Origin of the sequence: Stenotrophomonas pictorum JCM 9942 (assembly GCF_001310775.1) — a bacterium.
In the GTDB taxonomy this organism is placed as follows: Bacteria; Pseudomonadota; Gammaproteobacteria; order Xanthomonadales; family Xanthomonadaceae; genus Stenotrophomonas; species Stenotrophomonas pictorum.
The window spans coordinates 1-14555 of sequence record NZ_BAZI01000039.1; the positions used below are offsets into that span (position 1 = coordinate 1).

At 63.1% G+C, this 14555-nt stretch carries 15 protein-coding genes and 1 pseudogene; 3 read left to right on the forward strand and 13 right to left on the reverse strand.

The features are described 5' to 3' along the window. The 12 genes and pseudogenes from JCM9942_RS04045 to JCM9942_RS04100 all read right to left on the reverse strand — a co-directional run. A partial coding sequence (locus JCM9942_RS04045) for a heavy metal translocating P-type ATPase (RefSeq protein ID WP_089153130.1) occupies nt 1–1792 on the reverse strand: 1792 nt, incomplete at its 3' end. Between the two features lie 61 nt (nt 1793–1853). Next, nucleotides 1854–2783 carry a copper homeostasis membrane protein CopD gene (gene copD, locus JCM9942_RS04050; RefSeq protein ID WP_017354978.1) on the reverse strand — a complete coding sequence of 310 codons (930 nt, stop codon included), beginning with the start codon at nt 2781–2783 and terminating at the stop codon, nt 1854–1856. 10 nt (nt 2784–2793) lie between these two features. After that, on the reverse strand, nt 2794–3177 hold the full coding sequence (gene copC, locus JCM9942_RS04055; RefSeq protein WP_017354979.1) for a copper homeostasis periplasmic binding protein CopC: 384 nt from the start codon (nt 3175–3177) through the stop codon (nt 2794–2796). 162 nt (nt 3178–3339) lie between these two features. Further along, nucleotides 3340–3708, reverse strand: a complete 369-nt coding sequence (locus tag JCM9942_RS04060) for a four-helix bundle copper-binding protein (RefSeq protein WP_017354980.1) — start codon at nt 3706–3708, stop codon at nt 3340–3342. A gap of 52 nt (nt 3709–3760) precedes the next feature. Beyond that, on the reverse strand, nt 3761–4285 hold the full coding sequence (locus tag JCM9942_RS04065; protein ID WP_229301210.1) for a DUF411 domain-containing protein: 525 nt from the start codon (nt 4283–4285) through the stop codon (nt 3761–3763). A gap of 14 nt (nt 4286–4299) precedes the next feature. Then, nucleotides 4300–4809: a nuclear transport factor 2 family protein gene (locus JCM9942_RS04070; RefSeq protein WP_026070602.1), complete on the reverse strand. Its 510-nt coding sequence runs from the start codon at nt 4807–4809 to the stop codon at nt 4300–4302. Nucleotides 4810–4828: 19 nt separating this feature from the next. Then, nucleotides 4829–5599 (reverse strand): c-type cytochrome, encoded by a 771-nt coding sequence (locus tag JCM9942_RS04075; protein WP_026070603.1) that lies wholly within the window; start codon nt 5597–5599, stop codon nt 4829–4831. 12 nt (nt 5600–5611) lie between these two features. Then, a pseudogene (locus JCM9942_RS04080) lies at nt 5612–6888 on the reverse strand (copper resistance protein B). Next, nucleotides 6885–8756, reverse strand: coding sequence for a copper resistance system multicopper oxidase (locus tag JCM9942_RS04085; protein ID WP_017354985.1), 1872 nt, complete (start codon nt 8754–8756; stop codon nt 6885–6887). Before JCM9942_RS04085 ends, JCM9942_RS04080 begins: the two are co-directional and overlap by 4 nt. A 115-nt stretch (nt 8757–8871) precedes the next feature. Beyond that, nucleotides 8872–9291, reverse strand: a complete 420-nt coding sequence (locus JCM9942_RS18105; RefSeq protein ID WP_080354476.1) for a CopL family metal-binding regulatory protein — start codon at nt 9289–9291, stop codon at nt 8872–8874. A 174-nt stretch (nt 9292–9465) separates the two neighbouring features. Further along, nucleotides 9466–9816 (reverse strand): helix-turn-helix domain-containing protein, encoded by a 351-nt coding sequence (locus JCM9942_RS04095; RefSeq protein WP_049404629.1) that lies wholly within the window; start codon nt 9814–9816, stop codon nt 9466–9468. Nucleotides 9817–9890: 74 nt separating this feature from the next. After that, on the reverse strand, nt 9891–10931 hold the full coding sequence (locus tag JCM9942_RS04100; protein WP_017354988.1) for a DNA-binding protein: 1041 nt from the start codon (nt 10929–10931) through the stop codon (nt 9891–9893). Nucleotides 10932–11202: 271 nt separating this feature from the next. Between JCM9942_RS04100 and JCM9942_RS19985 the strand changes: the two genes are divergently transcribed. Genes JCM9942_RS19985 through JCM9942_RS04110 form a run of 3 tightly spaced genes read left to right on the forward strand, consistent with a single transcriptional unit; the run spans nt 11203 to nt 13857 of the window. Beyond that, nucleotides 11203–11922: an AAA family ATPase gene (locus tag JCM9942_RS19985; protein WP_256202294.1), complete on the forward strand. Its 720-nt coding sequence runs from the start codon at nt 11203–11205 to the stop codon at nt 11920–11922. Between the two features lie 44 nt (nt 11923–11966). Further along, the gene (locus tag JCM9942_RS19990; protein ID WP_256202295.1) at nt 11967–12782 is read left to right on the forward strand and encodes an ATP-dependent nuclease; all 816 of its coding nucleotides are present in this window, start codon (nt 11967–11969) and stop codon (nt 12780–12782) included. Next, nucleotides 12760–13857 (forward strand): UvrD-helicase domain-containing protein, encoded by a 1098-nt coding sequence (locus JCM9942_RS04110; protein WP_017354990.1) that lies wholly within the window; start codon nt 12760–12762, stop codon nt 13855–13857. The genes JCM9942_RS19990 and JCM9942_RS04110 overlap by 23 nt, the downstream gene beginning before the upstream one ends. A 12-nt stretch (nt 13858–13869) precedes the next feature. Here JCM9942_RS04110 and JCM9942_RS04115 read toward each other — a convergent pair whose 3' ends face one another. Beyond that, on the reverse strand, nt 13870–14148 hold the full coding sequence (locus JCM9942_RS04115; RefSeq protein ID WP_027080079.1) for a hypothetical protein: 279 nt from the start codon (nt 14146–14148) through the stop codon (nt 13870–13872). Between the last annotated feature and the right edge of the window lie 407 nt (nt 14149–14555).

Below are 14555 nucleotides of genomic sequence, written 5' to 3' on the forward strand. Positions count from 1 at the left end.
GGCGCCCGTCCACGGCCAGGAACATGGCGCTCGCGCCCTCGCGGCGCATCCGCTCGGCCACGTCGACGTGCGCAGCGGGATTGGCGCCCAGGTCGTCCATGAGCGCGGTATTGCCCAGCGCAAGCGCATGGCCGGCCACGGACCCGCGCACACCCATGCCGGTCACCGAGTCGAAGTCCTCCACGCGGTCGAACTCGAAGTTCCGGCGTCGAGCCTCGGCGACGATGGCGTCGGCCAGCGGGTGCTCGCTGCCCTGGTCCAGGCTGGCGGCCAGGTGCAAGACCCGGTCGGCGTCGAAGCCCCCGAAGGCCACGACTTCCTTGAAGGCGGGGCGCCCCTCGGTGAGGGTGCCGGTCTTGTCGACGATCAGGGTGTCGATGCGGCGCATGTGCTCGATGGCCTCGGCGTCGCGGAACAGCACGCCCACCTGCGCCGCCTTGCCCGTGGCGACCATGATCGACATCGGCGTCGCCAGGCCCAGCGCGCAGGGGCAGGCGATGATCAGTACCGAGACCGCGTTGAGCACCGCAAAGGTCCAGGCCGGCTCCGGACCGAAGGAGCCCCAGATAAAGAAGGTGGCCACCGCGATCGCCAGCACCGCGAGCACGAACCAGTAGGCCGCGATATCGGCCATCCGCTGCATCGGCGCGCGGGAGCGCTGCGCCTGCGCGACCAGCTGCACGATCTGCGACAGCACGGTGTCGGAGCCCACCTTGGCGGCGCGGATCACCAGCGCGCCGGTGCCGTTCTGGGTCGCGCCGATGACCTGGTCGCCTGCGGTCTTCTCGACCGGAATCGGTTCACCCGTGAGCATCGACTCGTCGACGCTGGAGCGGCCTTCCACCACTTCGCCATCCACCGGCACCTTCTCGCCGGGACGCACGCGCAGGTGGTCGCCGGCGTGGACGTGGGTCAGCGGGATGTCTTCCTCGGTGCCGTCGGCGTTGACCCGCCGGGCTTCCTTCGGCGCCAGGCCAAGCAGGCCCTTGATCGCCGCGGACGTTTTCGAGCGCGCCCGCAGTTCCAGCATCTGGCCGAGCAGGGTCAGCGAAACGATCACCGCCGCCGCCTCGTAGTACACCCCGACGCGCCCATGTTCGGTAAACGACGGTGGGAACAAGCCGGGTGCCAGCGTGGCGACCAGGCTGTAGCCAAAGGCGGCCGCAACGCCAATCCCGATGAGGGTGAACATGTTCGGGCTGCGGTTGCGGATCGACTGCACGCAGCGCTCGAAGAACGGCCAGCCGGCCCACAGCACGACTGGTGTGGTCAAGACCAGCTCGACCCAGGTCTGCACGTCGATCGACAACGGCAGGATCTGCACGTCGCCCAGCACGACACGCGGGAGGTACTGGCCGAACATGGCCAGCACGAGCGTCACCACAGTCAGCGGAAGCGTCCACCAGAACCGGCGCGAGAAGTCGCGAAGTTCCGGATTGTCATCGTCCTCCAGGCTCGGCATTTCCGGCTCCAGCGCCATGCCGCAGAAGGGACAGTTGCCTGGACCTTGTTGCCGGACTTCCGGGTGCATCGGGCAGGTGTAGATGGCGCCGGGCTGTGCCACCTCGGGTTCGTCCTGGGGCGTCAGATAGCGCTCCGGATCGGCCACGAACTTCGCGCGGCATCGCTCCGAGCAGAAGTGGAAAGGTGTGTCGGCGTGGGTCGCATGATGCTGCGTCGTGGCGGGATCGACCTGCATGCCACAGACCGGATCGGTGACCCGTCCATCCGCAGCCTCGACAGGGGCTGCGCCTGCAGAATGGTGATGGTCATGGGACGACGGTGAGTTCATGCCGATGCTCGCTTTAGTGGGGATGGACTGCCAAGGCAGTGTGCCATTGCGGGTTACACAGCTATTCGGGGCTGAGCGTCCCGAGCACTGAAACAACAATCAGGATCAAGATGGCCAGCGCGGCCTCAGCCGTAACACTCTGCCGCAAAGCCCGCACCTCCTGCGCGGGATCTCCGCTGGTCAGCGCTCGTTCCAAGCGCGGCACCAGCGTCCATCGGTGCAGCGCTCCCAAACCCAGCATTCCAGCGAACAGGGCCAGTTTGAACAGCAGCAACTTCCCGTAGGTGCTCTGGAACAGGGCCGAAAACGACCACGCGGTGAGATCCCCGTAGTGCGCGATGCCGGACACGATGAGCGCACCAACGAAGATCGTTCCCAGCGTCGAAAAACCATGCAGAAAGTCATGCGTTGATCGCAGACGCCCGCTGCCGTTCGTCTCTTTGCCGCGCAGCAGCATGGCAAGGAACATCAGGACCGCTGCGATCCAGCCGCCTGCCGCGAGAAGATGGACGATGCCTGCAGCAAGCCGGACCGCGCCTGCCAAGCCCTCGCCAGCGGCGGCGTGGCCGTTCCATGCCAGCGAAGCGAGTGCGCCGCCCGCCAGCATCGCCCCCAGCGGGAAGGCGGTCTCCACCTTCCCGCGGCGACGATGCCATCCGAGCACGAACATCAGGGCGACCAGCAGCGCGCCTCTCGCCATGGCTGCCCGGCCCGCGGACGTCTCGAGCAGATACCAGCCAAGCGATGCGCGATCAACCTCGGCAAGCGGCATTCCCATGATGCCCGCGGTCTTGAAGACGACATCGAGCCCGGTGAGCACGAGACCGGCTACGGCACCCGCCAATAGAACGCCCATGAGTGACCACCCGGCCAAGGCGTCGGCGAGTGCCGATCGACGCGACCCGTACCAACCGAAGAGTGGAACCCCGAAAAGAACCATGATGACAAGGTATTCCAGGAATCTCAGTGCATAAGCCGACAGGTCGAACATTCGCGACTCCTCAGCGCACCGTGAAGCTGAAGCTGCCCGGCATGGGGTGGTTGTCACCACCGACGGCGCGGTATTCCACGGTATAGACGCCCGGAGTCAGCGGCTGGGGCAACTTGGCACGCAGGGTCTTACCGTTGTTGACGATCTCGGTCGTGAAATTCTCGATCGGCATGGTGGAACTGCCGTGCTTCATGAGCAACTTGAGACGCGACGCCCGCGGAATCAATGTTTCGTTGAACACGAGATCGATCTGGCCCGGCGAAGCCACCACCGCATTTGCCGCCGGTGTGGACTGCTGCAGCGCGGCGTGGGCGTGCGCGATCTGCAGGGAGAACTGCCCAGCCGCAATCGCGAGGACGAGCGCGAAGGAGCGAAGGACGTTTGATGATTTCATAGGGATAAATCCTCATTGCGAATGTGATGCAAAGCCCCGTTCGGCGCCGTGCTGTGTTGGATCCGACAAGCGTTAGGTGTCGGGCTGTCACCGAAACCACGGTTGGTCGGCTTTTGATATTTGAGATGAGGATCCCGCCGCTCAGGCGGGATCCTCGACGCGTCAAGCCGCCATGGCGCTGCAGCTTTCCGCGCAACGGCGACAAACTTCGGCGCAGCGCGCCATCTCCGGGTCGTTCATGGCGTCGCATGCTTCGGCGCACTGGCGGCAGATCTCCGCGCAGGCACTGCAAACCACCGAGTGAGCGCTGGCGCCACGCAACATGGCGTCGGCGCTGGTGGCGCAGATATCGGCACACGTCGCCAGCAGGGCGATGTGCTCCGGGGCTGCGTGGGCACCTCCTTTGCTCAGGCAATAGTTGATGGTCTCAAGGCAAATCGCGTGGCATTGCGTGCAGTTGTCGATGCACTCGTTCATGGCCTGAGACCGGTGGTCTTCGGAATGGTGAGTCATGTGGATCTCCTGCTTCATCGCGGACGAGAATCGGCGCGCCCGCAACACCGCCCCCTGTTGCTCTTGCGGATCAATGCTGTGCGAAGGGTTCGGTGGTTCCGTCGTGATGGACCAGCTCGACCGTATACGGCTGCTGGCGTCCTTCCGGGACCTCCATGCCCGGCGAACCGAGCGGCATTCCGGGCAGGACCAGGCCGCGTGCGTCCGGCTTTTCTTCGAGGAGGCGCTTGATGTCCTCGGCCGGGACATGGCCTTCGATGACGTATCCGTCGACCTCGGCCGTGTGGCAGGAGCCCTTTGCATAGGGGACACCCAGGCGCTCCTTGACCGGACCCAGGTCATCCATGTCATGCACATCCACGGTGAACCCCGCCTTCTTCACGTGGTCGATCCAGCTACCGCAGCACCCGCAGGTCGGGGTCTTGTGGACGGTCATGCGTGGCAGGGCGGCTGGAGTCGCGTCGGCTGTTTCCGGGACGACCTGTGCAGTGGGCGCGATGGTGGATTGCGCGGGTGTAGCCGCTTGGGTGCAGGCACCCAGGCCGGCGACCGCAAAAGCCGCCCACGCCAGTCGGTTCAATCTGCAGGTTTTCATTTCTGGTTCTCCGCTTAGCGCTTGGTCCGCGAAGACCAGTGGATGTGGGCGATCCGCCAACCGTCGGTGGTCTGCTTCAGCACCATGGTCTCGGTGCTCTGGACGGTCAGTGGCTTACCGTCTTTCTGGGCGTGCAGCTCGCTTTCGGTTCCGACCCATGCGAACTCACCAGCGGTGCGTGCACGCTGACGGAGCAGCTGGCGATGGGCGCCCTTGAGGAATGCCGCATCGCTGACTGCGTGATGACCCAGATATTCCTCGCGGCTGCGCTCGGCACCCCCGGACTCGAGGATGAGGACGTCGGCAGCGAGCAGGGCTTCGACCGTGGCCAGATCGCCGCTAGACAGGGCCCTGTTGAAACGCTCCGCTACGGCGACCGCGGCCTCTGCAGTGACTGGGACGTCGACGTCCGCAGATGCCGCGGCAGCGGGGTGATGTGCGTGCGGCTGTGTCGCCTGCGCCATTGCGGGGGACACGACGGCCAGTGCCAGTGCGAGGGTGAACGAGATTGCTGTTGCGTTCATTGCGTGGGCTCCAAGGAGATCAATGGGTGTGCGCATGGCCGTCATCGGCCACGGGCGTGTGTGGTGCAGGGTGCGACTCCACCTTGCCGTCGGGATGGCCGTGGCTCACCAACCCGACTTCCGTGTCGCTGGGTGTCGGGCCGTGGTGATCGTCGTCCACGCCCGGCGGGTGCGCATGCGGCATGGAGTTGTTGCCCGGCTCGAATAGGGCAGGGTGATCCTCGGCCTTTTCGTCGTCATGGTGGCCTTGCGTCTCGCCGCCGCCATGCGAATGACCATCACTGCTGGCCACCAACGCCTGGTAACCGGCCTTGTCCAGCGTGGGCAGCTTCTGCAGGAAGGCCGACATGTTCCAGATGAACTCATCGTCCATGCTGCCGCCCCACGCGGGCATGCCGCTGGCCTTGATGCCGTGCTTGATCACCCAGAACGCCTCAGCTGGAGCGACCGACTGTTTGCTTAGGTTCGGTGGCGCGGGGTACAGGCCCTTGCTCATCTCGGTGGCCGCCGCCTCTGGCGAAAGATGGCAGGTCACGCACATGGCGTTGTAGTTGCCCGCACCCTGGCGGATACGCTCAGGATCATCCAGGTTCGTGGGCACCTGAAGCTTGGCGGCGCGCACCTCAATGGAACGCTCGCGCGCCGTTTCAAGTAGCGCATACACCGGGCGACTATGCGGATCGTCGGCGGCCACGTTGTACACGCCCAGAGAGACCGTGGCAGTTGCCGCGACCGCAACCAATCCCACGCCGGCACCGAGCCATACCCACATCCTTTTGTTGGATTTCATTGTCAGTTCCCCTTAGAACCAGGTACGAAGCCGATGACCAAGCGCGTGTCTTCAAAGGACTCGCCATGCTCGCGTCGCATGTCTGCGGTATTGCCAAACGCGCGCTCGTACACCACGCCGATGTAGGGAGCGAACTTTCGGGTGAACTCATAACGAAGTCGTAGCCCCGCCTCAGCGGTACTCAGACCCGAACCTATCCCGCGCAATGGATCGTTCTTGCCATAGGCGGTGACTTCCACCAGCGGCTGCAAGATCAGCCGGTTGGTTAGCAGCAATTCGTACTCGGCCTCGACATTGGCGGCAGTCTGGCCCCCTTCGCCGAGATAGGCTGTGGCGGACACTTCGAACTTCATCGGCGCCAAGCCCTGTACACCGATAGCGGCGAAGTTTTGAGATGCCCCAGGCTTGAAGTCATGACGCACACCGGCCACCACATCCCACCACGTGGAGATACTGCGGCCGTAGAGCACTTCCAGATCAGCCGACTCGGTCTGACCATCCGTGCGTTCGCCTTCACTGCGGAGCCAGACGCGATTGAGGTCCGTACCGATCCAAGCCTGGCCCTCCCAGCCCAGCCCGGTGCCCGGATCGGCATCCCAGGCTTCCAGGCGATTGAGCAGCACGTAGCTCTTGATCGAGTTGTCATGCACCGGATGCGCGTGTTCCGGCGCGATGGCCGCCTTGCGATCCGCGTCCGTCACCGCGGGTATCGGGGTGCGCGGCTGCGTTGGCACTGCAGGCCCGTGTCCCATCTGACTGTGGTCCATGCCCTGCATCGACTGTGTCTGCGCTTTGGGCGTTGCGGGCGTGCTCGGAGGCGCGCCGTGCCCCATCTTGGAATGGTCCATCCCCTGCATCGCAGGCGTGGCCGTACTAGAGGTGTCGGCTGCAGCGGGCTGTGCCATCTGACTGTGATCCATGCCCTGCATCGACTGCGCCTGTGCTGTGGGCGCCGCAGGTGTGCTCGCGGGCGAGACGTGCCCCATTTGCGAATGGTCCATGCCCTGCATGGCAGGCTCGGCTGCTTTAGCCTGCGGCGCGGCGTGGCCCATCGTCGCATGATCGATCGTCGCTTCGCTCGGCTTGGCCGGTGTTGCAGGCTTTTGGGCTGGCGCAGGTTTTGATGTCGGCGCCTGTTGTGCAGAGTGATCCTGAGTCTGGGTCTGCGCGCCCTGCTCCATCGGCATGGAGCCGTGCTGCATGGATTGGGCGCTGGCCGCATTGGCCAGGGCCAGCGAGATAGCCAGCGTCAGCGCAGTCAGGGTGGTATCGCGTCTATTGATGTTCATTCGTCGACCCTCACCGTGCGCATCATTCCGGCTTCCATGTGATAAAGCAGGTGGCAATGGAACGCCCAGCTGCCCAACGCATCGGCACGCACGCGATACGTGCGTCGGCTACCCGGCGGCATATCCACCGTGTGCTTGCGCACCATGAAGTTGCCGTTGTCGTCCTCCACGTCACTCCACATGCCGTGCAAATGGATGGGATGGGTCATCATCGTGTCGTTAACCAATACGATGCGCATACGCTCGCCGTAGTTCAGCCGCAGCGGCTTGACATCGGAGAACTTCTGACCGTTGAAGCCCCAGGAGAATTTCTCCATATGTCCGGTCAGATGCAGCTCGATCTCGCGACCGGGGTCGCGTCCGTCAGGGTCTTCAAAGGTGCTCTTGAGCATGGAATACGTCAGTACATGACGGCCGTTATCGCGCAGGCCATTACCCGGATCATCCAAGCGCGAACTCACGCTCATGGCCTGGTTGTCCAACAGGGGATTGTTGGTCTCGCTGGCAGGGTGTGATTGCATGCCCCCGTGCTGCATGCCTGCCATGGCACCATCGCCGGCGGCGGGCATCGCATGGCCTGCATGGGCCGAGGTCGCGTTACCGCTGGCAGGTGGGGTCATGCCAGGCATGCCCATGGCCGCACCACAGCCGCCTTCCATGCCCTTGCTGCCGCCAGACATATCCATCGATCCATGATCCATGCCCATGTCTGCCATCGTCAGCAGCGGCCGGGGATCCACAGACGGAACGGGCGCGCGTAATCCTTCGCGCACGGCGAGCGTGCCGCTGACGTAGCCGGTGCGACCGGAGTCTTGGGCAAAGATGGTGAATGCGTCCTGCCCGGAGGGCTCCACGATCACATCGAAGGTTTCTGCTACCGCGATGCGGAACTCGTCGACGGAAACCGGATGGACATACAAGCCATCTGCTGCCACCACGGTCATCTTTAGCCCCGGAATACGCACATCGAAGTACGTCATGGCAGAGCCATTGATGAAACGCAGGCGCACCTTCTCGCCACTGCGGAACAAACCGGTCCAGTTGCCCAGCGAGGTCGTGCCGTTCATCAGGTAGGTGTAGGTGTTGGCGTTGACGTCGGACAGATCCGTGGGCGTCATCCGCATCACGCCCCACATCTTGCGATCTTCCAACGTGGCCGACAGGCCGTTGCGCTTCACATCGCGCGCAAAATCGCCGACCGTGCGCTTGTAGTAATTGTCATGGCCCGGCATCTTCTTCAAACGATCGAACAGGGCCGTCGGGTCCAGGTCTGTCCAATCGCTCAGCATCACGACGTAGTCGCGATCGAAGCTGAAGGGCTCCGGCTCCAATGGGTCGATGATGATCGGGCCATAGAGCCCGGCTTGTTCCTGGAACCCCGAGTGGCTGTGGTACCAGTAGGTGCCGCCCTGATGCAGGGTGAACCGGTAGTGGTAGGTCTCACCACGTCCGATACCGTCAAAGCTCAGGCCCGGCACGCCGTCCATGTTGGCCGGCAAAATGATGCCGTGCCAATGGATGGAGGTGTCCGCGCCATGGAGGGAGTTAGCGGGCAATGCATTGGAGACACGCAGGTTGACCGTGGTGCCTTCCCGCCAACGCAGCAACGGCGCCGGAACGGACCCATTGACGGTGATCGCGGTGCGGGTCTTGCCGGTGAAGTTCATCGGCGTCTCGCCGATGGTTAGGTCAAACTCGGTGCCCGATAGTACGTTGGGTTGTCCCGGGCCCTTGAGCGCCCAACTGGCTTTGGGCCAGAAACCTAATCCTGCGACTGCGCCTCCCAAGGCCAAGCCCTGGACAAATCGCCGCCGCGAAGGTAGCAGCGGCGGTCCACCGTGTGGACCACGAAAATCATCATGCGACATGAAAATGCTCCAAGCGTCGTGTTGCCACCGGCGGGCGGTGGTACAGAGCGGGCGGCTGGCCTATAAATAGGCATGCAAGCCACACCAACGGCGCCATTGCGGCGCTTAGGGACGCTTAGCCGATCGGTGGTCGGATCAGATGAGGCAAGGCAGGTGCCGCATGCCCTAGGGGCAGCGGCATGACATCCAGGCCCAAGGCCAGTTGCACCGAAACATGCAGGCGCGCCGGAAGTGCGCTCGCGCACGCGTGTACGCAGGCGCACCGGCACGCAGAAGACTTGCAACAGTCGGGACCGGCATGGTCGCCATGCCCAGTGCCAGCCCTTTCAATCGAGGTGGCATCGGGATGATTCTCAGCACTGTGATGGGCGACGCAGTCTTCGTCGCCTTGCACCGCGGCAGCCACTTCGCTGGCCTGCGCTTCCATGGCCGGGTTCATACTGATCGACGCAAATGCCGACCACGCGCCGTTAAGCACGAGCATGACGATCAGGAGCAGTCGCAGTAGAAGTGAGGAGGCTGACACGGGCGACATTGTAAATCACTTTAGACAAGGCGCGTGTGTATCGGTCGTGAACAAAATCTCAAGTAGGCCTGAGATGCCGCCACTTGTCAGTCGCACTAGTCACGGCCACTGCAGCTCCCTCCAGGAGCGCCCAATGGGCGGGTTGAGGCGAAGGGTTGCCCATAGGGCTAGCGCTTGTTCGGTTTACTTCTCGGGTGTGGCCTCGATCAGCTTCACCAACTCCCGCTTCTGCTGCTTGCTTAGCGAGCCCCAGCGCAGGAGCAACTTGGCCAGCAGATCATCGTCGGTGTAAAGGAAGGCGGCGGGGATCCCCAACGCTTGGGCCAACCGCTCAGCAGTCTCCAGCTTGGGCTCGTGCTTGCCACGTTCGTACTGGTTGACTCGGGGGCTGGCCACGTAAGGATCCAGACCGGCCCGGATGCCCAACTCCTTCTGCGACAAACCCGTGTGCAGGCGGGCTTGTTGGAGGCGTCGAGCGAAGGTCGGTGTTGAGTCGACGGACAAAGTCACGCGCACCCCCCATGGAAACCCCATAAGGATGGCGGATGTGGGGTTAAGCCGAGATACGTGCAAAAATGCCCCCCAGAATTTTTTTTTCTTCCGTGAAATCATTTGGTTGCCGGATTTTTGTTGGTACCTGAACTGTCGGCGCGATCGGGCCGCAACTGCGCCAGCAACTGCTCCAAGGTGTCCTGGCGCACACCGGCACGCAACGCTTCGGCCTCGGCTTGTTCACGCCGTTCTCGCTCCTTGGCCAAGTCGGCGTGAGCATTGGCCAGCTTGACCCGTGCGCTCTCCAACGCTTGGGCGTCCTGGGTCCAGCGTGCCAGCAAGGCCTGGTACTCCGCAGCCGTAAGCCGCAGCGCGTCCAGCTCCTTCCGCTGGTCGTCCGCAGCTTGCCGCACCTGCGCCAGTTCCCTCTCTAGGCGGCTGTGGCGTTCCAGCCACTGCCCGTTGTCGCGGTTGAGCTGAACCAGTTCGTGGTTCTTGGCGGTCAGCGCCTCGTTGGCCTGGCGCAGCGCGACCTGCAGTTCCTGCACCTGGTGCTCGTGGCGGCGCTGTTCCTGTTCGCGTTGGTCCTTGACCGAGGTGCGGTAGTGCTCCAACGCCTCGCGAGCATGCTGGTGCTTCTGCTCCAGCGACTGGGCATGCGCCTCGTGCTCCGCCAGCCGCGCGGTCAGTCCCGCGATCCGTTCGCCGAGCTGCGCGACCTCGGTGACCCGTTCGGCCAAGGCCTGCTGGGCTGCGGCGTGGGTCGTCTTTTCTTCGCGTAAGGCAGTTTCAATGCGCTGAAGCTGCGCGCTCAGCGTGGACGCCTCCTGCTGGGTGCGTTCCAGCGCCTCGCTACGCTCCTGCAAGTGCGCTTCGAAGCGCTGCCGGGCCTCGGCGATTACAGCCTCGGCCTCCTCGTGTAGGCGACCGGCAAGCCGACCGACCAGGTCCTGTAGCGCGTCGCTGACCGCGACCTTGGCGCCAAGGCCTTGCCCTTCATCTTCTTCCAGCTCCTTCAGGTAGCGGTGAATGGTTGTCTTGGAGCCGGTGTTGCCCAGCGCCACCCGCACCGCGTCCACCGACGGGTGTTTGCCCTGTGCCCGCAGCGCATCGCGGGCCTTCTGGATGTCGCTCTTGTACAAGCCGCCGCGTGCCATCGCACTCTCCGACTATTTCGTAATGTATTACATACCACGTAATTACATACCAATCAAGTTACACTACTCGCCGAGTACGGGTCGTATCTAAAGGCGGATAATATTGAATTATCCCGCGTAACCAGCGTTTCGGCCATTTCAAGTCGTCAAAACAGTACGAAACCGCCCAAGGCTGGCGATCCCTGGGTAGTATGGCCCAGAGCGGAAAGGAGGCCAGCCGGGGTGCAAGCAGGCGCCGCCACCGAACTCGTTGGCCATCAAAGGACTGTGCATGCCGATCGAACGTATCGTCATCGACAATTTCAAGTCGTTTCGCCATCTGGACCTGCCCCTCAACGCCCACATGAACCTGGTGGTGGGCGACAACGAGGTCGGTAAGTCCACCCTGCTGGAGGCCATCCACGTGGTGGTCACCGGGCAACTGCATGGGCGCAATCTCGCCTACGAGCTCACGCCCTACCTGTTCCACCAGCCCGCGGTGCAGGAATATCTGGCGACCCTTGCTGCAGGCACGCCGGCTTCGCCGCCACGGATCTCCATCGAAGCCTATCTGGGCGCAGATGTCGCGCTGGCGTCGTTGCGCGGCACCAACAACTCCCTGCGCTTGGATACCGCCGGCATCCGGCTGCTGGTCGAGCTCAACGACGACTACCGCGAGGAGTTCAACGCCTACCTGCAGCAGCACCAGGGTGCGGTCAGCCTGCCGGTGGAGTACTACACGGTGCGCTGGTATTCCTTCGCCAACAATGGCGTCACCGCTCGCAGCATTCCGTTCGATTCGACCATCATCGACACTCACGGCATCAAGACCTTGTCCGGTGCCGATCGCTATATCGCCGGCATCATCGATCAGGCACTGACGCCTGCGCAGCGCGTCTCGCTGTCGTTGAGCTTCCGCCGCATGCGGCAGAGTTTTTCCGAAGAGGCGGACGTGGCGGCCATCAATGCGTACCTGACCGAGCACACCGGGACATCAGCCACCGGGCGCTGACGGTGGGTGTGGACACATCGCCGCGCTCAACATGGGAAACCAGCTTGTCACCTTACCTGGATGAGCTCCCGTTCACCCAGGCCGGCAAGGGTGAGCAAAGCGCGGTGAAGATGAAGCTGGCGATGCACGCGGCCGGCGCTGCCCACGTGCTGCTGATCGAGGAGCCGGAGAACCATCTGTCCTATTCCAGCATGACCCAGCTGATCGACAAGATTGCGGCCCTCTCCACCGCCCAGCAGGTGATCATCGCCACCCACAGCAGCTTCGTGTTGAATAAGCTGGGCGTGGACAACGTGATCCTGTTCAGCGCGCAGGGCCAGATGAAGCTGGACCAGCTGCCGAGCGATACCCATGACTATTTCATGAAGCTGCCGGGCCACGACACGCTGCGATTGATCCTGGCCAAGCAGGCGATCCTGGTGGAAGGCCCTTCCGACGAGCTGATCGTGCAGCGCGCCTACAGCGACCACCATGGCGTGGCGCCGATGGCTCGCGGCGTAGACATCATTTCGGTCAAGTCGCTGGCATTCAAGCGCTTCTTGCAGATTGCAGATCGGCTGAAAATCCAGGCCAAGGTGATCACCGACAATGATGGCGATATCGCCGTTGTGCAGGAGCGCTATGCCGAACACATCAACGCGATCTATTACGATTCCGACGAAAGCGCCCCATCGCTGGAAGAGCAGCTGATCAAAGCCAACTCGCTGGCCGAACTCAATACCGTGCTGGGCAAGACGTTTGCCGATGAGGTGGCGCTGCTCAAGTACATGAAGGGCCATAAGACCGATACGGCCCTGGCGATCTTCAACAGCCCGCACTCGATCAGGTTCCCGGACTATGTCCAGCGCGCCATCACCTAACCGGGTCCTGCTTTCGGCGGCCGGCTCGGGCAAGACCACCTTGCTGGTCCGGCAGGCCCTGGAGCGGCCTGGGCGTCGCATCGCGATTGTCACCTACACGCTGGAGAATCTAGAAGAGATCCGGCGCTCGTTTGAGGTCCACGCCGGTGCGGTCCCCGTGCATGTCACTTTGCACAGCTGGTATGGCTTCCTGCTGTGCCAGTGCATCCGCCCGTACCAGGCAGCGCTTTGCCCTGAGCCTCGCATCGAGACCATCCTGTTCGTAGAAGGTGTCACCAATAACAGGGCCCCACGCACCCAGGTGGCGCGCCACTACTTGGCAGGCAACCGGATGTATTCGGACCGGGCGGCCGATTTCGCTGTGCGCTGCGATGAGCTCACCCAAGGTCAGGTCATGGCACGCCTGGCGGCCATGTACGACGAGCTCTACATCGACGAAGTTCAGGACCTCGCCGGCTTTGATCTGGATCTGGTCGAGCGGCTGTTGAAGAGCGGCATTGCCATCACGTTGGTGGGTGATACGCGGCAGGCGACGTATGCCACCAACTATGCTCAAAGGCACAGCCAGTATCGTGGACCCAATCTGGCAGCGCTGTTTCAGATTTGGGAGGCGGACGGCTTATGCCAGCTGGATCACCGCCTCATCAGCCTTCGCTGCGTCCAGGCCCTGTGCGATATGGCGGACACGCTCTATCCGCAGATGCCGCGAACCCAATCAGGCAATGGCGAGGTCACCGGGCACGATGGCATCTACCTCGTCGCTCCAGCGGATGTTGAAGCGTACATGCAGGAGTTTGCGCCCACCGTGCTCCGGCATGACCGGCGGCAAGCGTGCGACGGACTACCGGCCGTGAACTTTGGGCAGTGCAAGGGCCGCACCTACAGCCGGGTCCTCATCTTTCCGAACGGCCCGCTGACACAGTACCTGCGCACGGCAGATGCAGCGCGTATCACCGCCCCACCAAAGTACTACGTGGCCTTCACCCGGGCGCGGCAAAGCGTGGCCTTTGTGTATGCCGGCGCGTGCGCGTTGCCGGGTTATCAGCTCTATGCGCCCGCCAACGCAGACGCATAGAGCCACGGGCGATCACATTTTCTTCAAGGGCGCCGCGGTGGGCTGTGGTGGCACCGGACCCGGGTCGTTGAAGCACAGCATGACCTGATCGATGTCAAATTGATCGGCCAGCACGCGGGCGATCACCGCATGCACCAGGTCCAGGTCGACCGAGGGCGCAGCGACGGTGATGGTGGCCGCGATCGCACGACCGCGCTCTTTGGCGGGGACTAGGCGCAGGTCATCCACCGCTTTCACGCCGGGGTCGGTAAACATCGCCGTACGCACTTGTTCCAGCTCGGCTTCATTCATGTTGGCGGTGACTCCAGGGAATGTGATTGTCAGGCGGGATAGGTCTGAATCTTGCAATCAAAAAACACCGGCCTTGCCAGCAAGGTTGGTAGGCGGGGGACAGGCTCCGGCCGATGACGACTGTCGCCAGCGACCGCTGCAACCCTGAGCGCGCATCTTTGAGGCTCCGGTGGGCTTCGGGCGCATTGAAACCAGAAGTCGCCACCACGGACCTACCTCGGGGTATTGCTTCCGGCCGGTAGAAGACCTCCACAAACGTGATCTCGATGCGCCACCTCTCACAGAGCGAGACTGACGACGGGTGGTCCCATCCGCCCTTGCGTCATATTTGTCGCGCTCGCAGTTGTCAAGAATTAGCCTCCATGATTTGGATTGGTTGATCGGATCCTATTTCCTGCGAGGCTTGG